The sequence below is a fragment of the Sorangium sp. So ce726 genome, from assembly GCF_051521405.1.
Classification (GTDB): Bacteria; Myxococcota_A; Polyangia; order Polyangiales; family Polyangiaceae; genus Sorangium.
The window spans coordinates 11,106,182-11,129,304 of the sequence record NZ_CP150349.1 but is presented as its reverse complement, the minus strand read 5'-3'; the positions used below and the strand labels follow the sequence as shown (position 1 = coordinate 11,129,304).

At 73.4% G+C, this 23,123-nt stretch carries 11 protein-coding genes; 6 read left to right on the top strand and 5 right to left on the bottom strand.

The window, feature by feature from the left end:
• The first annotated feature begins 522 nt into the window (after nucleotides 1-522).
• The 3 genes from WME79_RS41470 (at nucleotide 523) to WME79_RS41460 (ending at nucleotide 8,541) form a co-directional block, all read left to right on the top strand.
• Nucleotides 523-2,259 (top strand): S53 family peptidase, encoded by a 1,737-nt coding sequence (locus WME79_RS41470; RefSeq protein WP_437526585.1) that lies wholly within the window; start codon nucleotides 523-525, stop codon nucleotides 2,257-2,259.
• Nucleotides 2,260-2,329: 70 nt separating this feature from the next.
• Nucleotides 2,330-5,794: a poly-gamma-glutamate biosynthesis protein PgsC/CapC gene (locus WME79_RS41465; RefSeq protein WP_437526582.1), complete on the top strand. Its 3,465-nt coding sequence runs from the start codon at nucleotides 2,330-2,332 to the stop codon at nucleotides 5,792-5,794.
• Nucleotides 5,791-8,541, top strand: coding sequence for a hypothetical protein (locus WME79_RS41460; RefSeq protein ID WP_437526579.1), 2,751 nt, complete (start codon nucleotides 5,791-5,793; stop codon nucleotides 8,539-8,541). Before WME79_RS41465 ends, WME79_RS41460 begins: the two co-directional genes overlap by 4 nt.
• A gap of 151 nt (nucleotides 8,542-8,692) precedes the next feature.
• Here WME79_RS41460 and WME79_RS41455 read toward each other — a convergent pair whose 3' ends face one another.
• The 3 genes from WME79_RS41455 to WME79_RS41445 are packed head-to-tail and all read right to left on the bottom strand — an operon-like array spanning nucleotide 8,693 to nucleotide 11,210.
• Complete coding sequence (locus tag WME79_RS41455; protein ID WP_437526576.1) at nucleotides 8,693-9,220, bottom strand: hypothetical protein; 528 nt, start codon at nucleotides 9,218-9,220, stop codon at nucleotides 8,693-8,695.
• 2 nt (nucleotides 9,221-9,222) lie between these two features.
• Entirely contained in the window at nucleotides 9,223-9,942 is a 720-nt protein-coding gene (locus WME79_RS41450) for a hypothetical protein (protein WP_437526573.1), read from the bottom strand.
• On the bottom strand, nucleotides 9,939-11,210 hold the full coding sequence (locus WME79_RS41445; RefSeq protein WP_437526570.1) for a hypothetical protein: 1,272 nt from the start codon (nucleotides 11,208-11,210) through the stop codon (nucleotides 9,939-9,941). The genes WME79_RS41450 and WME79_RS41445 overlap by 4 nt, the downstream gene beginning before the upstream one ends.
• A gap of 998 nt (nucleotides 11,211-12,208) precedes the next feature.
• Between WME79_RS41445 and WME79_RS41440 the strand changes: the two genes are divergently transcribed.
• The 3 genes from WME79_RS41440 to WME79_RS41430 all read left to right on the top strand — a co-directional run bounded on the left by WME79_RS41440 (nucleotide 12,209) and on the right by WME79_RS41430 (nucleotide 19,891).
• A complete protein-coding gene (locus tag WME79_RS41440; protein WP_437526568.1) occupies nucleotides 12,209-13,297 on the top strand; it encodes a PEGA domain-containing protein in 1,089 nt (362 codons plus the stop codon).
• Nucleotides 13,297-14,244 (top strand): formylglycine-generating enzyme family protein, encoded by a 948-nt coding sequence (locus tag WME79_RS41435; protein ID WP_437526565.1) that lies wholly within the window; start codon nucleotides 13,297-13,299, stop codon nucleotides 14,242-14,244. The genes WME79_RS41440 and WME79_RS41435 overlap by 1 nt, the downstream gene beginning before the upstream one ends.
• Nucleotides 14,245-14,488: 244 nt before the next feature.
• On the top strand, nucleotides 14,489-19,891 hold the full coding sequence (locus tag WME79_RS41430) for a hypothetical protein (protein WP_437526562.1): 5,403 nt from the start codon (nucleotides 14,489-14,491) through the stop codon (nucleotides 19,889-19,891).
• Nucleotides 19,892-19,996: 105 nt separating this feature from the next.
• Here WME79_RS41430 and WME79_RS41425 read toward each other — a convergent pair whose 3' ends face one another.
• Both WME79_RS41425 and WME79_RS41420 read right to left on the bottom strand, forming a co-directional pair.
• The gene (locus WME79_RS41425; RefSeq protein WP_437526559.1) at nucleotides 19,997-21,076 is read right to left on the bottom strand and encodes a hypothetical protein; all 1,080 of its coding nucleotides are present in this window, start codon (nucleotides 21,074-21,076) and stop codon (nucleotides 19,997-19,999) included.
• Between the two features lie 19 nt (nucleotides 21,077-21,095).
• Nucleotides 21,096-22,379 carry a glucuronyl esterase domain-containing protein gene (locus WME79_RS41420; protein WP_437526556.1) on the bottom strand — a complete coding sequence of 428 codons (1,284 nt, stop codon included), beginning with the start codon at nucleotides 22,377-22,379 and terminating at the stop codon, nucleotides 21,096-21,098.
• Nucleotides 22,380-23,123: the final 744 nt, after the last annotated feature.

Genomic DNA, 23,123 nt, shown 5'->3' with positions numbered 1-23,123 from the left:
CCGCGGACGGTAAGTCTTCGCCATAATCGCTGAAGGCCGCGGCCCTCGAGGGGGGCGCGGGACGCCCCGGGCAGCCTGAGCGTCGCATCGTGGTCGAATCAATACAATTGTCCACCCGGGTCCGCCGCGCCAAAAACATCGGCTGTGCGACAAGAAGGTCGCTCCCTACGGCCGCAGGCGCAGCCGTTGCGCCCGCCTCTATCGCCCTCCGGTGCGCCGCGATCTCCGACCGGGCCGTGGCGCCGCGGTGAATCCCGGGCCGCGGAGAAGCCGTTCGCGACAGGGTGCGACGTGGTGCTCCCAACGCTCCGCCGACGCGCGTTGTGTTGCGGGCGGCGCACGTGTGATGCGACGTCCGCGCCCTGTGACGATTCGGCTGGATCGGCCTCTCGGAAGGGGTTTGAATCCTTGATGCGTATGCGCCGTGCTTCACCTGTGCTTCGTACCGCGCCCGTCCTTGGTCTGCTCAGCTTGGTCTGCAGCGTGGCCTTCTCGGCCTCTGGCTGTGGCTGCGAGTCGGATGTGCAGATCGCCGATTCTTCGGGCAGCGGGGGCGGCGGCGCAGGCGGCGGGGGCGCCGGAGGCGCGACCGGGAGCGGCGGCGAGGGCGCGGCTGAGGCCGGCGGCGGGGGCGCGGCTGAGGCCGGCGGCGGCGGGGCTGGCGGCGCCGGTGGGGAGGAGCTGCCGGACGAGCTGCCCGACTTCACCGAGGAGGAGCGTGAGCCCACCGAGGCCACGGACGGCATCCCGAGCCCGCTGCCGGACGTGTACACCGACAAGGGCGTGGCCGGGGGCGACGAGGTGGTCCGCGCGCTGATGGGCTTCCCCATCCGCAACTCGGGGCTGCTCGAGCAGAGGATCGCGGAGATCTACGACCCGACGGGCCCGCGGTTCCGCCAGTACCTCACCCGGGACGAGTGGATCGCGGCGTACGCGCCGCGCGAGCTCGACGTGCACCTCGTGAAGCTCTGGCTCGAGGAGCAGGGGATGCAGGTGAACTTCACGGCCACGAACCGGCTGCTGATCCAGTTCACCGGCACGGTGAGCCAGTTCAACGAGACCTTCGGCACGGAGCTCCGGGTCTTCGAGCGGGAGAACCCTCAGGCGGGGAATCCGCCCTTCGACGTCTACGGCACCCTCGGCCAGCTCACCGTGCCGACGTGGGTGTCCGATCGCACGACCGGCATCATCACCGCGGATCTCGCGGCGAGCACGAGGCCGCTCCCGGGCGAGGCCGGGGAGATCGAGCCGGATCCGCCGGCCGACGTCGAGAGGGGGCTGACCCCCGCGAAGATCGCGGGCGCGTACGACGTCGACGACCTCTACGAGCTCGGGTTCACCGGCGAGGGCGTGAAGCTCGGGGTCACGATCGGCGCGACCTTCAAGTACAAGGACCTGCAGTCGTTCTGGCGGGCGCTCGGCGTGGAGCGGGCGAACCCGGAGGTCATCGAGACCATGGAGCCCGTCTCGACGCGCTATGTGGAGTCGACGCTCGACGTGGCGTGGTCGGGGGGCCTCGCGCCAGGCGCAGACCTCGTGGTGTACCAGGGCCCCGACGCGCGCAACACGTCGATGGTCTACACGTTCAACGAGGCCATCGGCCGCGGCGAGGTGTCGGTCATCACGGACTCGTTCGCCCACCGCGAGGACTCCGAGCCGCCGGCCGTGCGGCTCCAGTACCACCGCTCGGCGCAGATGGCCGCGGCGCTCGGGATCACCGTGGTCGCGGCGACCGGCGACTCGGCGCAGACCGACACGCCCTCGGCGAGCCCGTACGTGACAGGGGTCGGCGGGACGTCGCTCTCGCTCGACGAGGACGGCGAGGTCGAGGACGAGCGCGCCTGGTCTGGCTCCGGCTCCGGCCCGACGCTCTCGTTCGCGATCCCTTCCTGGCAGGTCGGGGTCGTCGAGGGGTCCGACGGCAAGCGGGCGGTCGCGGACGTCGCCATGCACGCCGCGAGCTCGCCGACCCCGTACTGGGTCTACTACCTCGGCGAGTGGCGGCAGTACGGCGGGACGTCGTTCTCGGCGCCCTGTTTTGCGGGGCTCATCGCCGTGGTGAACAGCTACCGCGCCGCGGAGGGCCTGCCGCGCGCCGGGTTCCTCAACTCGATCCTCTACACGACCCCCGCGGTGCAGGCGACGTTCCGCGACGTCGTGCGCGGCGAGACGGAGTTCTTTGCCGCGGAGCCCGGCTGGGACTACCCGACGGGCTGGGGCGCGCCGAGCGCGATCGGCCTGGCCACCACGCTGCCGTAGCGCGCCCGCGCTGGCAACCGCGCCGGGCGGCGGCGCGCGCCGACCCGCCCCGCCGCCGCCGTCCCGCCGCATGCTCGAGAACCTGCCGCTCTTTCCACCGAACGGGCTCGATCGGAGCCTCCACACCGCGGTCCTGATCGGCCTCGTCTTCGGGACGTTCTTCACCGAGACGCTCGGCTGGACGTACGCGGGGCTCGTCGTGCCCGGCTACCTCGCGACGGTGTTCTTCGCGGCCCCGGTCACCGCGGTGTTCATCGTGGCGGAGTCGATCGTGACGTACCTGTTCGTCGCGCTGATCGGCCGCTGGATCACCCGGACCGGCGCGTGGTCCACGGCGTTCGGGCGCGAGCGGTTCTACCTGTTCATCGTCGGCGCGGTGATCGTGCGGCTCTTCGTCGAGGGCTTCGTCGTGCCCGAGGTCTCGGCGCGCTACGACTTCGTGCACTCGCGGGAGCTCTACAGCATCGGGCTCGTGCTGGTGCCGCTCATCGCGAACGCCTTCTGGAACAGCGGCTTCTTGCGCGCGGCGCCGCGGCTCGGGGTCGTCACGGCGCTGACGGCGCTCGTGCTCGGCGTGCTGCTCCGGACGACGAACCTCTCGGTCTCGCGCTTCCAGGTGCTCAACGAGAGCCTGTCGCTCGAGTTCCTCGAGCTGCCGAAGGCCCACATCATCCTGGTCATCGGCGCGCTGATGGGCGCGCGCAACAACGTCCGTTACGGGTGGGACTACAACGGCATCCTCGTGCCCGGCTTGCTCGCCGTGGCGTGGTACGAGCCGACGAAGCTGCTCACGACGACCATCGAGGCGCTGGTCGTCTTCTACCTCTCGCGCTGGATCACCTCGGTCCGCCCGTTCTCCCGGATGCTGCTCGTGGGGCCGCGGCGGATGATCTTCGTGTACGTGCTCGGCTTCTTCGTGAAGATGGCGATCGGCTTCGCCATGGTGCGGTACGCGCCGGGGCTGCAGATGGTCGACTACTTCGGCTTCGGTTACCTGCTCCCGAGCCTGCTCGCCGTGAAGATGTGGAACAAGGAGCACGTCGGCATCGTGATCATGCCGACGATCCAGGTGTCGTTCACGGCGTTCCTTGTCGGCAACGGCGTCGGCTACGCGCTCGTGGCGCTCGGCTGGGGCGGCGCGCCGCCGCCGCCCGCGGCCGCGGCGAGGCCGGTGCCGCGCATCGAGAGCGCCGCGCTGTCGCTCGTGCTGGCGGACACGGCGCCCCGGCCCGGCCCGCGCCCGAGGGCGGCGGCGATCGCCGCCGACATCGAGTCGCGGCGGATCGCCCACCGGCTCGCGCGCAGCGTGCTGCGCGACGGGCGGCCGGCGGATGAGCTCCTCGGCGCGGCGGAGCGCGCGCGGGTGTCGGTGGCGCGGGAGGGCGACGGCGAGCGCCCGTGGTACGTGCTGAGCCCGCGGTTCGACGATCCGGACGACACGCCGAGCGCGCCGCGGGCGGCGCTCCGCAAGCGCGTCGGTCGGAGCCCCACGTCCGCGCCCGAATGGCTGGTGCTGGCGGCGCCCACCGAGCTCGGCTCGGCGCTGCCGGCGGTGGCGCTCCGGGTCGCGGAGCTGCTCGACGCCGCGGGGGTCGTGCTCCTGTCGCGCCACGGGGCGATCCGGCGCCACGACGAGGCGTTCGCGGCGGCGATGATCGACGCCCTGGAGAACCCCCAGGTGCTCATCGTCGAGCCGGGCGGCGGCGACGGGCCGGAGCTCAGCGTGGTCGGCTCGCCGGCGGGGCTGCCCGTGGTGTCGATCGGCCTGGGGCTCGGCGCCGACACGGCGATGACGTTCCGCCCGGCGGCGGAGCCGTCCACGCCCCTCGGCGACGCGCCGCGCTTGCACGTGCCGCGCGAGGTCGCAGAGGCGGTCGGCGCGCGCTCGCTCGGCGCGCCGGAGGCCGTGCGCTGGACCGGGACGCTGGAGGAGGAGCTCGCGAAGCGGATGGTGTCCTTGACGGAGGTCCAGCCGGGCCGCTTCCGTCCGCCGTCGCTCGAGGAGCTCAGGCTGTTCGACGCCGTGGTGGCGCCGCGGCTGATCGCGGCGGCGACGCGCCCCGGCGGCGCGTCCGGCGCGGCGCCGCCGACCGCGTGGGAGCGGGCGATCCTCGGGCGCCTCGGCTTCCGCGAGGTGCGCATCGGCGGCTCCGCCGCGGCGCCGGCGGCGTGGGGCATCGCGGAGCCCGGGCCGGCCGAGGGCGGCCCGGAGCGGCGCGGGAACCCTGCGTGGCTCGTGCTGGCGCATCAGTCCGCGTCGCGCACGCTGCCGCCAGCGGCGTCGACGGGCGCCATCTTGCCCGCGCCGCCCTCGACGGAGGCGGTCCGGTCGCCGCTGACGGGCGCGATGCTTGTCGAGGTGCCCGCGCCGCGGTGGCAGATCGGGGCGTTCGGCGCGGGGCTCGCGCTCGCCGACGCGCTCTCGGCACAGTCGCTGCTGCTCGCCGGGGCGGTGCCCACGGCGGAGCCGAGCGGGGCCGCCGACGTGCGGCGCACCCCGGGGCTGCGCAGCTACTTCCAGCGGGCGCACGAGGTCTGGGTCGGGGACGGCGGCAACGCGCTGTCGGTGCAGGCGATCGAGGCGGATCGGACCTACGAGCGGGACGCGGTGATCTCGTTCGGGTACGAGGTCGTGCGGCCGGGGCACGTGCCGACGTTCGCGGGGCCGCTGCTGGAGACGCTGCGCGATCTCGAGCTGCGCGTGGGGATCTTCGACGGCACGCGCGAGCAGGTGCCGTTCAGCGGCGCGACGGACATGGCGATGGCCTACGCGAAGCGGTTCGCCGAGGGGCGGTTCGCGATCGTGTACCTGGGCAGCGCGATCCGCCGCTTCTTCGAGCTCCGGCGCTTCGTGGAGCCGGGGCAGGGGGAGACGCGCCTCGAGGCGCGGCTCACGCGGCTCGGCGTGACGCCCGAGCCGATCGACGTGGCCGCGCGCGCTCAGGCGCTCGCGTCGTGCGCGGGGAGCGCCGGCGCAGGTGCGAGCGGGGACGAGCTCTGCCCGACCCGAGGTGTGACGGCGGAGTGCGATCTTTCCGCTGCGATAGAGCCCTTCCGGCGCTACACGACCGAGCGGAACCCGTATTACCTGAAGGCGCACTTCTCGCCGCAGGCCGCGGGGCCGGGGGGCGCTCCGGCGAAGGCGGACGCGTCGAGGGCGGGCGTGGCGGACGCGCCTCGGGCCGGGTCGGACGCGTCGCGGGCAGCGGTGGCGGTGGCGCCTCGGGCAGGGGTGGCGGCTGCGGCGCGCGCCGCAGCGGCGGCCGCGCTGCGTGGGAGCGCGCCGGCCGCGCCGCGGCGCGAGGCGCAATGCCATGTGGAGATCGGGCGCGACGTGATCACGGGGCGCCCATGGGTCATCGCGGCGCGGCCGGGGGAGGCGCAGGTGCTGCCGATCGACGGCGCGCTCGTCGCGGTGCCGGGCGCGGCGGTGCCCGGCGGTTCGCGGCTGCGGCGCGCGGTCACCGTCGGCACGAGCGCGCTCCGGGTCGAGGCGGCTGGTCCCGCCGCGGCGCCGCAGCGGGGGACCCCATGACCGCCCCGGCGAAGCGCCGCGAGCCGGCGGGCCACAAGGCGGCCGCGCCGCCGCGCTCCCACGCGGCGCGGCCGCCGTCCCGGGCGCGCCTGGCGACGGCGGGGTTCCGCGCCCGCGACGGCGCGCCGCGCAGGGCGCTGAACCCGCGGTGGCTCATCGCGATGGCGCTGCTCGGGGTGACGGCGTTCGCGCTCTCGCAGCTGTCGAGCGCGCCGCCGCTGGTCAGCTCGCTGCCGGCCGAGGACGAGATCCTCGCCTACCACATCGAGCCGGAGCGGGACCTCGTGATCAAGGTCCCGGCCGAGATCGACGCGGTGGAGGTGACGACCTGGGGGAGCGTGAGGGCCGACGCCTGCGACTCGGCGCGGCGCTACCCGTACGGGTTCATCGCGGCGTTCGTGAACGAGCGCGGGGAGGAGGTCGCGCGGCACGCGATCGATCTGGAGAGCCGGGTCAGCTGCGATCCGGATCGACCGCTCGGCGAGGGCGAGTACGCGGCGCGGCTCGCGAGCGGCGGGGGCGCGGTGACGGATCCGCGCTCGACGCTGCTCATCACGCATGACGTGCTCCCGCAGGGCGGGCAGGTGCGGCTCCGGGCGAAGCCTGCGGTGGGGAGCGACGGCGGCGATGGCGCGCGCGTGCCGAGCGAGCTGACGATCCTGTCCCGGCTGGAGGGGCGCTACCAGCGCAGCGAGGCGTCGCGCGCGGTCTACGAGCAGAGCCTCGACGCGGAGGAGCGGCGGCAGCTCGGGCTGCGGGTGTCGGCGCTCGGCTTCGCCGATCTGCCGGAGCCGGCGCGGAAGGAGCTGCTCCGGGGCTGGGCGCGGCGGCTCGAGGCAGGGGGCCGCGAGGGGATCGACTACGAGATGTCGCGCCTGCTCTTGCGGCGGTTCCGGATGCCGTACCCGCGCGCCGAGGGGCGCGGCGCGTCCGAGTTCGTGATCGGCGAGCGCCGCGCGGCCGCGCTGAACTTCCGCGGTCCGCTGTCGCTCGACATCGAGGGCCCGCCGGGCCGCGTGGTGCGGCTCGCCGACGGCGCGAGCGGGTCCGCGGGCGTCGAGCTCGGCCCGCTCGGGCGGGCCACGGTGCGGCTCCTGCGGGAGGACATCCGGACGGTGGTCATCGACGGCGTCGGTCCGGATTTCGGCGTGCGGTTCGGCGCGTCGCAGGCGCAGGCGATGCAGCAGGTCGGCGAGATCGTCCACCCGGCGATGCCCTCGCCCGCGGGCGCGGGCGGCCCCGGCGCTGCGCCGGGGGCGCTCCCGACGGGCGCCGCCGCGGAGCCGCCCGCGCCCGCCGCTGCGCCGGCGGAGGCGGCTCCGGTGCGGCTGCAGACGCCGCCGGACGTGCGGATCGTGCGCTACCTGGCGCTGGATCCGAGCGACCCGGTGATCGCGCGGATGGCGCCCGGGCAAGAGCTCCTCGGGCTGCTGATCCGGGTGGAGATCGACGCGAGCGGGGGCGCGAACCAGGGCGACGCGACGGTGGTGGCGCGGTGGGGTCCTGGGCCGTCCGAGCGCGCCGAGCTCAAGGTGACGCTCCCGCGGTCTCGGTTCGAGTGGTGGAACGAGGGGTTCGACGCGTCCGAGCCGCGGCTCGCGATCCTCCGGCCGCCGGCGGGGGTGGAGCGGATCGAGATCACGGGCGACGCGAGGACGCGCCTGCGGCTGCGCGCGATCGAGCCGGGCGTGAACGAGACGCTGTACCGGCTGCCGTACCGGGTCACGCTGGCCGAGGACGAGACGTGGCGCTACGCGCCGTTCGACGTGAGCACGTGGACGGACGTCCGGGCGCTCAACCTCGACGATCTGGAGCGGAAGGAGCGCTTCTCGGATCTGCGCGAGCAGGTGCGGATCGAGCGGGCGGGGGAGGGCGGGAGGTCGGACGCGGATCGGCCGGAGCGGGTGCTCATCCCGGAGCACGCGCCGGTGCGCCGGCGGCTGCTGATGCCGGCGTGGCAGTCGGCGGGGGAGCCGTCGCCGGGCGATGCGTGGACGCCGCTGCTCGTGGCGAAGGACGTGCGGGTGGACGGGGCGGGGGCGCGGGCCGGGCGGCTGTCGGTGATCTACCGGGCCGCGCGCGCGTCGCTGGGCAAGGAGGTGGCGGTGCGCGTGGACGGCGAGGTGGCGCTGAAGGAGCCGATCGTGGCGCTGTCGGGGTCGCTGCGGGTGGCGGCGCCGGCGGGCGCGCGGCGGGTCGAGGTCGAGGGGCTGGGCGAGACGGGGGTGGCGTACACCGACGCGCCGCCGGCGAACGGCGGGGCGATCGTGCGCCGGCGCGACGTGTTCGAGCTGACGCGCGGCCGGCCGATGACGTACGAGTTCGAGCAGGAGGCGGGCGAGACGCTGCACCTGGTGCTGTTCGTGGTGACGCCCGGGGAGAACGCGGACTACCGGATCCGGTACCGGCTCGACGGGGCGAAGCCGGCGTCGCGGGAGGCGGCGTTCTTCCGGCGGGTGACGATCCCGGACGGCGTGCTGGCGGGCCGCGGCGGCGACCTGACGCGCGCGACGCTGTGGGAGGCGGCGACGGAGAAGCGCGGCACGGATGGCGTGGGGCGCGGGGTGATCCGTCTGGGCGACGATCTGGCGCCGGGGAAGCGGGCGGTGAGGCTGTCGCTGCTGGGGGCGCAGCCGGGCGATACGGGGGAGCCGGCGAAGGCGGTCTGGGTGGCGGCGGTGCTGGTCGGGCAGAAGGCGCCGGGGCGGGACGACGGGCCGAGGCTGTGGGTGGAGGACGATCCGTGAGGACGGTCCGGATGAAGCGTGGCGCCGGGCCTCGGCAGGGGATTCCAGCGCCGTCGGGGACCGATGTTGGAGAAGGCGCGCAGCCTCTTTTCTTGACCGAGCCCAGGCGGAAGGCAATCAAGCCAGCTCGATGAGCGCTTCCTCCCCCGAGTTAGTCGAGCGCCCGACGAACCTGATCGCGCCGTCGCTGATTGTCCTCGTCGTCGGGTAACAGGAGCGAGAAATTTTCGCCGTCGATCACGAGGAGTATCCCGTAGTGCCGAAGGAAATCCCGGCCGAGCAAAAGATCTTCATAGCCTGGCATTTCTCGGAATTGCGGCCGCTCAGCCCCGCCGACCTGCCATGCGAGCTGGGGCGATGGTGGGAACTCAAGCACGCTGCCGCCGATGCTGATCGCGACCTTCTCGCGGATCCAGCCCTCAGGTGAGACGAGCGGCAAGCGCGGCTTTTCGTGAGGCAACGCAGTCCTCCAGCACGCCTCGAGCCAGCGATGGCTCAGCAGCGTGCAGTCGGCTCCAGAATCGATGAAGACATCAGCCTCGAGCAGCTTGCCACCGAGCCACCGCTCGAACTGGATCCTGACCGGGACGACGAGACCCAGCTCATGTTCCTGAGGCTGGCCCTTGTGCTTCGTAAAGAACCGGGAGACGCCGAACGGCTGACGTTGGACGATCACCATGCTCAGGCGCCGCGCAGCGAGCGACCACGGACTACCGGATCGCGTTCAGGTAGCTGAACCCCAGGCTCGATAAAGACTGGCGTGCCGTCGAGAGCCTCCTCGAACGCCGACTCATAGCTGTGGATCGCCTCCTCCCGATCGGTGGAATGAAAGAACACTCGCGTCTCGATCATGACGACGAACTCGCCAGGGAACTTGCTCGCTTCCTCATACTGGCGCCGGATCAAACGCCGCCGTGCTTGTGACGGCGAGTCATTGACATGAGTTGACGACCGCTGGGCCGCCTCTATGTCCTCTTCGGCCGTATCGTCAGGGTCGCTTTCCAGGTTCCATAGAGGTGGACTGATGAAGCTCGACAGGTTGGGCGCGGCTCTGGCCAGCAGATCCAGGGATCTCGGCGAGAGGACAAGGATGGTGGGCCCTTCGCGCGAGAGGCGGCTCCTCAGCAGATCGAGGCGCTTCCACTCGTCACCCGAGAACGCCTCCAGCCCGGAGACGACGAACAGCGCGTCTCCGCTCGCGCGCAGACGCCTCGCGAGCGCGGATGCATCCGGGGGAGCGTCCAGATGCTGCCCCCTGGAACTGTGAGCGATGCGCCGCGCCAGGGACAGCGTGTCTCCCTCGGAGACGACGACCGCCCGGATTCCGCCAGGAGCGAGCTCTGCGTCGTTCCTGCGGCACAGCTCGTCAAGGCGAATCGACGGGAGCCCGACAGCGCTCATGCCGCCCCCTGGCGATGGGCCATCTGCTCGAGGAGAGGTTCCAGTGTGGGCTGAACGACGAACCGCGAGCTGCCGTTCCGATACTCCAGCACGCGGCGGGTCATGAGGAGCACCATGTCGTCGTCCGACGTCGGGACGAAGGTCCCTGTCTGCCGTACGCGCTGCAGGAACTCGATTTCGGCGGGCTTGAGCCCGAAGATCAGCTGACGCCCGAAGGCGTCGGCTATCACATCGATGTGCTCTTCCTCGACACGATCCGCGCCGCGCATATACGCCTCTTCTCCTGCCGAACGCGCCAGAGAAATGAGATCGCGGAGTACGCCGCCGGAGCGCTCGGCGAGCTTTCGACACACAGGTTCGGGGAGCAACTCCGACGGCGCTCGCCTTCGAAGGACGTCGACCAGGAAGGCGCGCCCTTGCTCGTCCTGCTGAACGTCGACCGCGTGCTGCGGGTAGAAGTGCTGAAAGTAGTCGGTGATCGTGCGGTGCGGACCGAACATCGATCGGAGCGGCCCCACAAGGACGAGACCGATGCCAGCCTTCTGGATGGCGCGGACGTCCTGCTCGACCACGGTCGCGAACGCCGCCGGGTCCGGTAGCCGGTCGAGTGAGTCGAACAAGAGCACGAGGTGCGGGAAGCGCCCGCGGAGGCCGCTGCGGATCTGAGCGAGCCGGTGGGCCTTGTCCTCCACAGACCATTTGATCGGCTTCTCCGGCGAGGACAGGAGCGGCTTCTCTTCAATGATGTCGTAGTAACCGCGCTCCAGCTCATCATCGGGCTCACCGGGGTCGTCGTCGAAGGGGATCCATACGTGATGACGATGACCGTACGCCCAGCGCCGGAACTGCTCGCCGGCCTCGTGCGCCACCTTGTCATCCCCGGGTTCCAGGTGTCGATGGGCGGCAAGCCCGGCAGCGATGATCAGCGTCCCAGGTGCCATGTCCTGGAGATCATGGATGAGGCTCAGGTCGATGTACTCGGCGCGCGTGTCCGCGAGTTGATTCAAGCGATCGCACGCGACCAGGAGCTGCGTGGTCTTGCCCGAGCCGATACCGCCGACAATCAGGTGCGACGAGGTGGGGTCGATCTCCAGCCGCGCGGCGACCTCGTCGGCCGTGGACCGCCCCGGTCGTGGTACGTAGAGGCCGTCGCGGACCGTGCCGCGCGGATCTCCGGCGGGGTTGAACCGCGCCATGTACTCACGGAATTTTTCGAGCCGCGTGGTCACCTGGGGAGTATGGCAGCTTGCTCCCGAGGACGTCCACATGCGCGGCGCGTGAGCCCACGAGGGGCCCAGACGTGGACGTGGCCCCCTGTACGCTGCCCTGGCGCATGCCATGGCAGCACCACCGGCAGCAAGCACGCCCATGGAGACCAGCGCCGACCCCGCCGCGTTCGACCGTGACGATCTCCTGGCGCGCTTCCCGCCGGCGCCGACCGGCCGAGGTGGTCGCCGCTGGGGCCGCAGGCGGGCCACACGGGGGAGCCGGCGGGGGCGATCTGGGTGGGGATGGTGCTGATTGGGCAGCGGGCGTCGGGGCGGGACGATGGGCAAAGGCTGTGGGGGGAGGACGATCCGTCAGGCGGAGCCGGGGCGGAGTGGAGCACCCGGGCGATGGCTGGACGGCGAGGCGTATCGTTGTTGACGGCGGCTATCGTTCAGCTCCAGGGAGCTCCGATTTTTCGAACAGGTCCCACGCGATGCACGCGATCCCGAACGATTGGTATCTGCAAGTCGTTGGCACACGAGTGACCCCAGATCGGTCTGGAGGGCAGAACTTCGTCGAAGCGCTTCGCTCGTGGTGCGCCCTGGACTTCGCTTCTCGCGTTGCTCCTGTTGCGTGTTTGCTGCTCGGGTCGGTGTGGACTCCATCATCGGGCCAGGAGACATGCGTCGCGTCCACGGCCATGGCCATCCGAGAGGCCTACTCGTCGCCGACGGGAACGAGCTGGCACAGGGCCTCTTCGCACAGGTCTCCTTTGCCGCCGTGGCCGCAGCTGCCGCAGTCCGCCGCGTCGCTTCCGGTGCGCATGCGCCGCCCGCCGCACGGGACCTCGGGCGCAGCGCAGCCTCTCGCTCCATCGGGGCTTGCGCTGATAGCACCGCCGGCGGTGCCTCGCGCTCCGACGACGCTGCCGGCGCCCGCGCCGTCGGCGTCCTCGTGCTGGCCGCTCGCATGGCGTTGACAGGTTGGTCGTGCGGCCCTTTTTGTTGTAGGGTCTCCCCGCGCGCCCCCGCGGCTCGCTGCAGCGGAACGAGCACACATGGCGGAAACGACGACGAGCCCGCTCGGGAAATGCCTTGTTGCGGTGCCAATTCTTCGCCACCCCGAGACCCGTCGTGGTGCCAGCCGCGCGCGAGGCGCGCGCGTCTTCGCCGGCCTCGCGTCTGCTGCCGCGGTCGCGTTCGGCGGCGCGGCGGCGCACGCGCAGGAGCCCGCGCGCGACCCGGTGGCCGCGGAGGCGCTCTTCAAGGCCGGGCGCGCGCTCGTCGACAAGGGGGACGACGCTGCGGGGTGCCCGAAGTTCGAGGCGAGCCTCGCGCTCAACCCCTCGGCGAGCACCCAGATCAACATCGCGCGTTGCCGCGAGCGTGAGGGCAAGCTCGCGACGGCCTGGCACGATTACCATCGGGCCCTCGTCCTGAACCGCGAGACGGTTGGGGAGCAGCGGCGGCGAAGCCTGGAGGAGGTCGCGAACAAGGGGATCGCGGCCCTCGAGCCGCGCGTGCCGAAGCTCGTGATCGTGGTCAAGGGCGCGCCCGCCGGCATGGAGGTGCTGCGCGACGGCACGGCGCTCCCGGCGGCCGCGCTCGGAGAGCCCCTGCCGGTCGATCCTGGCCCGCACGAGATCCGCGCGAGCGCCCCCGGGCACGAGGCAGAGACCCGCTCGATCACGCTTGCAGAGGGCGAGACGACGACGGTCGAGCTCACGCTGCGAGAGGCGGCCGGGGCCAGCACCGCGAAGCCGCCCACCACGGCGAACGAAGCGCGCGGCGGGGGCGCCCCGACCTGGGCCTGGATCTCCGGAGCCGCCGGGATCGCCCTTGCCGGCGCGTCGGTCGGGTTCCTGATCGACGACCTCTCCGCGATCAGTGCATTGCGCGAGAACTGCCGCGATGTCTCGGGCGGGACGTACTGCGAGCCCGGCTATGACTTCGCGGCCGACAATGCGCGCAAGAACCGCGATTTCGGCCTCTTCGCCGGCCTGGGCGCGGCGGGGCTCGTCGCGATGGGGGTGGCGGTCTATGGGATCGTCCGGTCGAGCGACGAGGCGGCGCCCGCGCCGGCGGCTGTGGCGGTCCCCTGGATCGCGCCGTCCGGCGCTGGCGCCAGCATCTCCGGGAGCTTCTGATGCGCATGGGCGAGAGCAACCGCGTGGTGTTCTTCAGGCCTCTTGCCGCGCTGGCGATCCCGCTGGCCGCGGCGGGCGCGTGCATCCCTGACGTGGAGCCCGACGTCTTCGTCGCGCCGCACTGCGAACAGGTCGCACCCACCTGCGGTCCGGCGGCCGACGAGAGCTGCTGCGCGGCGGGCGAGGTGGTGGGCGGCCAGTTCAACCGCCTGAACGACGTGCGTTATCCGGCCACGGTCGCCGACTTCCAGCTCGATCGCTTCGAGGTGACGGTGGGCCGGTTCCGGCAGTTCGTCGCGGGCTACCCGGCGACCAGGCCGAAGGCGGGAGCGGGCGCCCATCCGCTCATCCAGGGCAGCGGCTGGGACCCGGCGTGGGATGCGAGCTTGCCCGTGGGGCAGGACGAGCTGCGGGCCTCGCTGGAATGCGACGCCAATTTCCGGACGTGGACCGACGAGCCCGCCAGCAACGAGGCGGCGCCGATCAACTGCGCGAGCTGGTATCTCGCGTTCGCCTTCTGCGCCTGGGACGAGGGCCGGCTGCCCACGGAGGCGGAGTGGAACTACGCCGCGGTTGGGGGGAACGATCACCTCGCCTATCCGTGGGGAGACGAGGTCCCGAGCCAGGATCTGGCGGTGTACGGCTGCGATACCACGACGACGGTGTGCCCGATCCCGTCTGTCGGATCGAAATCCCCTGCGGGCGACGGGAAATGGGGACAAGCCGACCTGGCGGGCAGCTTGTTCGAGTGGGTCCTCGATTACCACGCCGATCTGACGGGGACGTGCACCAACTGCGCGGCGCTGACCGACGGAGGCTTCGGGAGGGGCTCTCGCGGAGGGGCGTTCTCGCACGCCGAGGAGACGCTCAGCCCGACGTACCGTATCGGTGAGCTGCCGGAGAGGACTCTGTCTTTCTACGGTTTCCGCTGCGCGCGGGACGAGTAGGGGTGTTCGGCGACGCGACGCGATGGTGTCGTCGACTCGATTGCTTTCAGGAACCGTTTCCGGTGTTCCGGGGCTGTCGGACCGGTCGGCCGGGAGCGTTTCCGGTGTCCTGCGGGTGGTCGGACCGGTGCCCGGGAACGTAGGCGCCCTCGCCGATCCCGTGCTTGCGCTCCAACCCGGAAATCGGGTAGCCCGGTAGCTCACGGCGCGGGGCGTAAGTGGGCATGGTGCAAGGGTAATCGCCGTGGATCTCGATGCCTTCCCCGGGGCCGCCGCCCGCCGCGCGCTGCTCGCCGCGGCGCTCGTGCTCGCGTTCGGAGTCGCCCACGGCGTTCCGGGCGCACGCGAAGCCGCCGCCGCTGAGCCCCTCGCCTGGGTGGCGCCCGAGAGCGTGCGCGTCGTGCCGTGGAGCAACGGCCCGCAGCAGGGCGCTCCCGCTCCGGACGAGGCGCGCGCCGCGCCCGTCGCAGCCGACCCGACCAAGCCGGTCGCGCTCGCCGCGGGGCAGCTGCTCCTCGTGCCCGTGGAGCCAGGCGACCGGCTGGAGGTGCGCGGCGACGTCGCGGGGATCGGCCTCGGCTCCGGCATCGGGAGCGCGCCCGACGTGATCACCTGGATGCCGCTGCCTCCCCTCAGGGCCGGCGCGCGCGATTTCGCGGTGCCGACGTGGTCGAGCGCGCGCTTCGTCGTTGTGCGCGCGGCCGCCGCGCGCGGCGCCGGGAGCACGCCGATCGCCGTGCGGGTCGCCGCACGGGAGAGCGCGCCGCTCGCCTGGTACCGCCTCGACGAGGACGTCGCCGCATGGCTCGGCGGCCGCGCGCCCGCGCCGGTCACCGCGCCGGGCGAGGCGGGCGCGCTGCTCCGCTGGGTCGACGCCGCGCGCGCGGCGCTCTCCGCCCCGGCCGCGGCGGGCGCGCCCTCCGCGCGCCTCGATTCGGCCGCCGCGCGCCTCGCCCCGGCCGCGGCCGCATGGCTCACCGCGCGCTATCTCGAGGAGTCGCTGCTCCTCCGGCCGCTCGTCGAGCCGTACTTCGTGGCGCGCGGCGTCGAGCTGCGCGGAGGCCGCGAAAGCCCCGATCTCCCGGCCGTCGAGCGCGCCACGCCATGGCGCTCGCTCGGCGCCGGGGCGCGGCTCGAGCTCCGCGCGCCCGGCGCGGACGTGCTGCGCATCGCCCTCCGGGCGCGCACCTACGGGACCACGCGCGTCGTGGTGCGCGCTGGCGGTGCCGTCGTCCGGGAGCTCGTCGTTCGCACCGGGTCGCGGCTCGCGGACGCCGCGCGCTGGAGCGAACCGCGGTGGATCCGGGTGCCGCTGCCGGTCGATGCGCGCGCGGCGACCGTCGACGTCGTCGAGGGGGAGCTCGCCGTCGCCGCCAGCGGCCACCAGCAACGCGCCGGCGTCGCCGAGCTCCTTGCGCCGCAGCGCGACCGCGCCGCCCTGCTCGATCGCGCGGCGCGGCGCGATCAGGCCGGCGACGGCGATCGCGCGCCGCTCCACGCCGAGGCGCCGCGGCTCCTCGCCGCCGCAGACCGGGCCTTCGCGCCGGCCGCCGCGAAGGCCGCGCTCGACCTCGCCGCGCGGCCAGCCGTGCCGCCGCCGCTCCGGGCGCTCCTCCTCGCGGAGTCGGTGCGGTGGGCGCCCTCCTCCGGCGCGGCTTTCGCGCGCGCGGCGCAAGCCTACACGGCGGCGCAGGCCTCTGCCGCGGCGCGAGGCGATGCGGCGGCGCAGGGCCGCGCGGCCGCGGGCGCCACGTCGCTTCAGCGCGCCATCCTCGCGCGGCTCGCCGCGGCGCACGCGGACCCGGGCGCCGCGGACGCGCCGTGGTCGAGGCCCGCCGGGGCCGCGGCGCCGCCCGAGCGCGCCGGAGGCCGCGCGCACCCGGACGACGTCGCGGCCGTATTCGCGCTGGGCGCGGCGATGTCGCCGCCGCGAGATGGCCGCCGGCCAGCGGGGGCGCCGCTCGCGGAGCGCTATGCGCTCGGCCATGGCGACGTCGAGAGCGCGGCGCCGCTCGCGCGCACCGCCTGGGCGCGAGAGGCCCCGTGGGACGCGCTCGACATCCCCGATGGCGTGGCCGCGTGGAGCGCGATCGCGCCGCCGCGCGACGCGCTGCCGCCCGCGGGAGGCGGCACATCGGGGCGCGCCGCCGCGGAGGGCCTCTGCGAGGTGGACGCGGAGTCCGGGCTCCGCTGGACGCTCCTCGACGCCGCGCGCGCGCAGATCGACGTCGAGGCGCCGCCGGGGGCCCACGCGCGGGTGCTCCTGCGGAGCGCCTCGAGCCAGGTGGTCCCCGAGTCGCCGGTGCTCATCGACGGCACGCCGGCCGCGGTGCACGGCGGCGCCGGGCTCACGTCGGTCGTCGCCGTGGCGCCCGGGGCGCGCACGTTCCAGCGGCCGGCGGGCGCTCCGCCGGTGCTCGCGCGCATCCCGCGCAGCGGGCGCGTGCCGTGCGCGTCCCTGCGCGAGATCGTGCAGTGGGCCTGGGTCGACGGCGCAGCGACGTTCGCGCTCCCCGACCCGGAGCGCGCCACGTTGGCCCGCGTCGTCATCGCGCCGCCCGCCGTGGCGAGCGAGGCGGCGCTCGCGTCCGGAGCGCAGGGTGCCGCTGCGCCGGCGCCCGGAGCGCAGGGTGCCGCTGCGCCGGCGCCCGGAGCAGCGGCGCTGGCGCCCGGAGCGCAAGGCGCGTCGCCCCCTGCCGATGGCCCCGCGCGCGTGCTCCGCGTGCGCGCAGGCGCCGCCGTCCACGAGGCCTGGGTGCGCGCCGGCGCCACGGGCTCGATCGAGGTCCCGGTCCCCGCCGGCGCGCACGAGCTGCGCGTCGAGACCGATGCGCCGGCGCTGCTCCGCGCCTCGGTGCGCCTGCACCCCGCCGCGCCCGGCGCGCCGCGCGCCGTCACGCCGGTGCGCCCGCCGGACGGCGCGCCCGTCGACGGCACGCTCGAGCAGATCCGGGGCGCCACGCGCGCCCTCCGCGCCGCGCCCTCGCCTGCCCGCGCCGCGCTCCACGCGCAGCGCGCCACGGCGCTCGACGCCCTCGGCTTCCCGGCGCTCGCCGCGCTCGACCGCCCCGCCGAGGAGGATCCCTGGGACGTGGCGCATCTGCCGGGCGCGTCGACCGCAGGCGCCCCGCCGAGCACCGTCTTCTCCCTGCCGCCGGGCAGCCCGGTGGCGGTCCCGCTCGGCCTGCCCGCGCGCGTGCCGCCGCTCCCGCTGCCCGACGACCGCGCGCCGCTGGCGGCCGCGCGCGGCGCGCGCGTCAGCGGCGACCCGCGGCGCGGCGTCGCGCTGCTCGCGGGCCCTGCGGGCGACAGCTCGGGCGCGGACGCGCTGCTGCTCGGCCTCCTCGCCGAGCGCTCCAGCGAGGTGCAGATCGCCGCCGACGCCTTCACCCGGATCGGGCTCGCCCACCGGTCCGCCGCAGCGCTCGCCCGGGCCTCGAACCTGGCCACGGACGTGGCTTCCGCCGCCCCGGCGCCCGATCGACGGCTCACGCTGCGCGCCCTCGTGCTCGCCGAGCTCGCCGTGCAGGAGGCCGCCCGCGAGGCCTCCGCCGGTCAGCAAGGCGCCACGCCTGCAGCCTCGGGGAACACCGCGCAGGGCCCGGCCATCGCTCCTCCCGCCGGCGCCGCGCCGGGCGCGCTGTCGCCGTCTGTCCAGCTCCCGCCGGCCGCCCTCGCGCGGCTGGCCCCGGTGACCGGCTGGGCCGTGCCGCCGCGCGCCGACGCCACGGCCGGCACGGCCACGCTCGAGATCCGGGCCAGGGCCGATCGCGATCTGCCGCTCCGCGTGCGGGTGCGGCGCGCGCTCGTCGATGCGCCGGAGGCGTCGCTCCTCATCACCGACGGCGCGCGCGCCGAGTTCCGGCTCGACCGCGCCGCGCCGGGCGCGATCGTGCTCGACGGCGTCTGCCGGGCGCTCGACCGCGAGGAGACCCCCTGCGCGTTCTCGATCTCGCTCGACGGCGAGCCGGTCACCTGCTCCGCGGCGGCCGCGCCCATGGCGGACCGCTGCGTCGTGCAGGTGCCGCGGGGCAGCCACCGCATCGAGGCGCGGCCTCCGGCGGACCGGAGCGTCCTCGGCTGGATCCGCGCGACCGCGGCCGGCGCGGCGCAGCCCTTCTCGGGCCGCGTCCTGTCGACCTGGAACGACATCGACCCCGCGCGCCCCCTGGAGCTCGCGTTCGTCGGCCCGACCGTGGTGCGCATCCGCGCCCGCGCCGCCTACGAGTGCGCGTCGCCCCGCGCGCGCGCCGCGCCCGCGGACGGCGGGGATCCGGCCTGCCATCCCGAGGTCGCCGCGGCCACGCCCTCCGGCCAGCTGCGCTTCTCGGTGGCGCCGCTCGACGGTGCCGGCGGCGAAGCCGGCAGCGGCGCGGTGGAGGAGGGCACCCTCGCGCTCGACGCCTCCGAGGACCGCGCCGCGCGCCGCCTGGGCGTCACGCGCGAGCCGTTCTTCTGGCTCGGCGGCGAGGTCGAGTCCCGCGTCGCCGTCTTCCCCGAGGGCCCGCATGTGCTGCGCGTCGCCTCGCCCGGCGGCAGGGCGCTGCTCCGCGTCGAGCTCGCCGTCGCGAACGGCGCGCCCCGCCCCCGCGTGCCGCCGCCCGCGCCGCCGCCGCCGCCCGCGCCGCTCGCGCCCGCGGACGAGCTGCTTCGCCCGGCGCCCCCGGTGGGAGAGGACCCGGACCCGGGGCCGCTCTCCGTCGGCGGCTACGCGCGCCTCGTCGACAGCGAGCTCGCCGAGGAGGACTACCGTCTTCCGGTCCGCTTCCTGGAGCTCGGCCTCGACGTGCATCGTGAGCTGATCGAGCGGCGCGCCTGGATCGCGGCCGCGGGGTTCGGTCGCCTGCGCGACGGGCCGGAGAGCTTCGGCGCGGAGGCGCGCTTCGACCTGAGCTCGAGCGGCTGGGTTCCCGGCGGTTCGCTGAGCGGCCGCGTGGTGTTCCAGCCGGACGCCAGCGACGCGATGGGCGCCAGGGCGAGCGCGAGCGCGTTCTGGTCCATCCCGCTCGGCGAGCTCACGCTCTCGCCGTGGGCGGGCTTCACATGGCTCGCGGTCGACGAGTCGCTGCGGGGCTTCACCGGCGCCGACAAGGACGTCTACACGCCGTACGGCGCCGAGCACAGCACGCAGGCCTCGCTCGGGGCGCGCCTGCGGTACCGGCCGTTCGTCGATGCGCTCGTCACGGCGGGCACGTCGCTGCGCCTGAGCCCGGTGCCGTCGGCGCTCGACCGCATCGACGCGACGCTCGACCTCGACCTGCTACCTGGCCGGGGGCTGTGGCCGTGGATCCAGCTCGGCTGGCTCGCGAGCTACCGGCCGGTGAACGAGACGCGCGACGAGGCCTTCCTGCGCGACGCGTTCACCGCGGGGCTCACGTTCTGGAGCTGGCTCGCGCACGGGCACCGCGTCTCGCTCGGCGCGGAAGGGACGTTCCTGTTCGACGTCCCGAGCCCAGCCGAGGACTCGCCGCGCGCCTCGCCGCGCGTCTCGGGGTTGGTCTTCCTCCGCTACGACTACACCGCCCGCCGCGGCCTCCGCGACTTCCCGCCGGCGTCGACGCCGTTCCGCGACCGGCAGGAGGAGGGGAGCGGGCGCATCATCGAGCGGGAGCGGCCCGCGGTCGAGCCCTCGTGGGAAGAGCCCTAGTGCCCCAGCGGGGCGCCCTCCGCCGCCGCGTCGCCCGCGGTGGAAGGCGCCCTGCCGTGCGTTAACCGCGCGGCGGTTCGACGCGAGCGGCGAGGGAGGTCGCCCTCACTCCCAGCCGGACACGCCGTTCGTGTCGCGCAGGATGGCGTGGACGGCGTGCACCTTACCGCCGGACATCTTGATCATATGCATGTCCAGATGCCCGTCCGTCATGAAGTCGAAGATGGTGAGACCGATGGCGATGCCGCGCACCTCGTCGGCCAGGATGACGCGCGGGACGAAGGTGCCGCCGGACCCAGGATCGGCGGCGCTGCAGGAGGCTGCGGCGCCGCAAGCGAAGTTGCCGCCCCCGTTCTCCAAGCGCTTGCAGGCTCCCGTGACGTTGCAGACGCCGGAGGGGAACGCGCGGAAGTACTTGTCGATCCAGCTCGTCAGCTCTTCCCGGGTGGCCCGCTCGGCCACCGGGACCTCGTCGTGCCACCCGATCTCGTCCGCGATGGCGATGATCGCGGCGGGATTCGAGGCGACCGAGAAGGATGCCGTGTAGTCGCCCGGGCGGACGACGATCGTCTCGATCTCCGTCAGCTCCGAGCCTTCCACCTTGATGCGGAGGGCGACGGGAAGATCCCTCCCGCCTTCCGGGATCACCGCCTGAGCGCCGGCGCTGCAGGCCTCGGTATCCAGGGCACGCTGCGAATGCTTCACCTCGCCAGCGCCCCTCCAGAAGTCCGTCGTGCCGATCTCGGCCTGCTTGCCGTTCTCGGTGAACTTCACGCCGTCTGCCAGGGGTAGGCTGGAAGGATCCCCGGCGGCGAGGGCCGCGAAGTAGTCGTCCAGGAGGCCATCCAGGAGCTCGCGCGTGCAGGCGCCACCCGGAGCGCCGCCCGCCCCCGTCGCTCCGCTGGTGGCCGCTCCGGAGCCACCGCCGCTGGAGGTGCTGCCGCTCGTCCCGGCCCCGCCGGTCGACGTCGCGCCGCCGCTGGCGCCGCTCGATGAGGCGCTGCCGGTCTCTTGCGGCGTGCCGCCGGCGCCTCCCGCGGAGCTCTGGCTGCCCGAGCCCACCGTGCTGCCCGAGGCTCCACCGCTTCCGGTGCCGCCCGTGGCGTCATCGTTTTCGCCAGGGCCGCAAGCGCCCAGCGTCAGGGCCAGGGCGACCCCGAGAGAGAGGAACGAGCTAGGGTTCATGCGCTACCTCTGCGCTGGATCAAAGCTCGCCGCTGAGCGTCGGCGCCGTCCAGTCGATGTGGTCCATGTGGTTGGGCTTGTTGGGCAGGTCCGTGGCGAAATTGCCCGTCGCCGTACCGTTGTTGCCCTTCAGGAACTTGTCGACCATGGCGTTGAGGGATGCAGTGTACTGCGAGCGCCAGCTGCAGTGGCTCCCACCTGCGCCCGTGTAAGCGATGTGGTCTCCGACGCCGAGCGCCTCGAAGATCATCTTGCCGACGTTGGCGGTGACCCACGCCGAGTTCCGATCGAGCCCGTTGTACATGGTGCTCGGGTTGTCCACGATGTAGAGGCCGCGTGGAGCGATGAGGCCCATCATCTCGTGCATGTCGACGGGCAGCTTGTTCGTGTTGTCGGCCCCAGCGTTGTTGCCCGTGGTGAACTGACCGAGCGCCACCTCCGAAAGCCAGCGGACGTAGCTGATGCCATGATAGGGCCATTCGGAGCCGCTGTAGCTATCGAGCACCTCGACGAGGCGCAGGCCAATCGTGCCCCCGAGACCCGACTCCACCGGGATGGTCAAGGCGATGCGGTTGTCGAGCACGCCGGCGACGAAGGCACCCTTGCCCCAGCGTGAGCAGCCCGTCACACCCACCCGGCGCGGATCGATGACGCTGGGGTTCTGCTCCAGGACGTCGAGGACGCGGCTGATCTGCCAGGCCTGTGCCGTGAGGTAACCCGCGGGATGGTCCGAACCGTACACGCTGTAGAACGGCCCGTTCTTCGCGCCGCTGGTGCCTTGCGACTCGATCGCGCTGAAGGTGATCGTCGCGACGCCGCTCGGAACCGGCATGCCGCTCAGGCCACCGTAGCCGATGATCGCCGGGGCGGGCGCGGTCGCCCCGTTCATGTTCACGGTGAGGTTGAACGAGGCGCTGCCGCTGCCATCCTTGACCTCGACCGTGATCCTGCTGTTGCTCACGGTACCGGACACGGCTGACTTTGCCGGGATGGGCTTGTCGCCGTAGATGAACTTGAAGGCTTGCTGGAGGATCTCTTCGCGCCGGCAGGCCCACTCGCTCTTGCTGGTGATGCGGTTGCCGTCCATCTTCTTGAAGGGGTCCGGCAGCTTCGAGTTCGCCGTGAGCGAAGCGACGCTCGGCATCGCTCCGACGGTGCACCCGGCTCCAGGGTCTTCCGCCTCGCCCCACTCGGCGCTCACGGCGTTGCCGCCGTCGCCGCTGCCCCCGGCACCGCCGGTTCCCGGCGCTCCGCCCGTTCCGGCCGGGCCCCCACCACCGGTGCTGGCTTCGCTCGTCGTCACGTCGCCGCCCGTCGTCACGGTCGGGGTACCGCCCGAAGAGGCCGATCCACTGGTGACTGTCGACGCCCCTCCGGTGCCGCTGACGCTCCCCGTGCCGACCGTAGAGCTTCCTCCTGAACCGGTGGGATCCGAGTCGTCTCCGGTGCCGCAGGCGGCGAGCGCCCAAGGCAGCGCTACGAACAAGGCCAAAGAGATCGTGGGACGTCCAGTGCGCAGACGCATGTTGAGCGCTCCTCTTGAGGGGGTCGTGTAGCAGGATCCCGCCGGGGTCGGGCGATGGGATGGCGGACGAGGGCCCGACCCGCGAGTGCCGCCGAAGTTATTCCCCATTTTGCCGGTCGTCTTCAAGCTGATTTTGTGCTACTTTTCGTAACGTCCGTGCGCTGCGTGTACCGCTCAGGTGGACTGTTCTCGGCGTTTGCGAAATGTCGATTCGTGTGGGATGCGCCGGGCGGGCGGGCGCGGCTTCGACGGCCTGCCACCGAACGAGCTGTCTGCGTCCTTTTCGATGGCCGCGATCCCTACGGCCGCGGCTGGTAATCGTCCCCTTCGCCCACGCCAGGGGCCAGGAGCAGGCCGAAGCCGATTCCCTATTTGACCCTTGACGGTACGACGAAAGAGGCCCTTGCCTTCCACGCGAAGGGTTTGGGATGCACGAGAGTGCGTCCGGGCGTTGCTGGATGATCTGTTCTTCGCTCATGGCATCACGTCGGCATGGCATCACGCAGGTCGTCCCCGCGCCGG

Coding starts and splice junctions, on each gene's coding strand:
- WME79_RS41445 (WP_437526570.1), bottom strand. CDS start 11,210: ATGTGGACGTCCTCGGGAGCAAGCTGCCATACTCCCCAGGTGACCACG.
- WME79_RS41440 (WP_437526568.1), top strand. CDS start 12,209: ATGGCGGAAACGACGACGAGCCCGCTCGGGAAATGCCTTGTTGCGGTG.
- WME79_RS41460 (WP_437526579.1), top strand. CDS start 5,791: ATGACCGCCCCGGCGAAGCGCCGCGAGCCGGCGGGCCACAAGGCGGCC.
- WME79_RS41425 (WP_437526559.1), bottom strand. CDS start 21,076: ATGAACCCTAGCTCGTTCCTCTCTCTCGGGGTCGCCCTGGCCCTGACG.
- WME79_RS41450 (WP_437526573.1), bottom strand. CDS start 9,942: ATGAGCGCTGTCGGGCTCCCGTCGATTCGCCTTGACGAGCTGTGCCGC.
- WME79_RS41455 (WP_437526576.1), bottom strand. CDS start 9,220: ATGGTGATCGTCCAACGTCAGCCGTTCGGCGTCTCCCGGTTCTTTACG.
- WME79_RS41465 (WP_437526582.1), top strand. CDS start 2,330: ATGCTCGAGAACCTGCCGCTCTTTCCACCGAACGGGCTCGATCGGAGC.
- WME79_RS41435 (WP_437526565.1), top strand. CDS start 13,297: ATGCGCATGGGCGAGAGCAACCGCGTGGTGTTCTTCAGGCCTCTTGCC.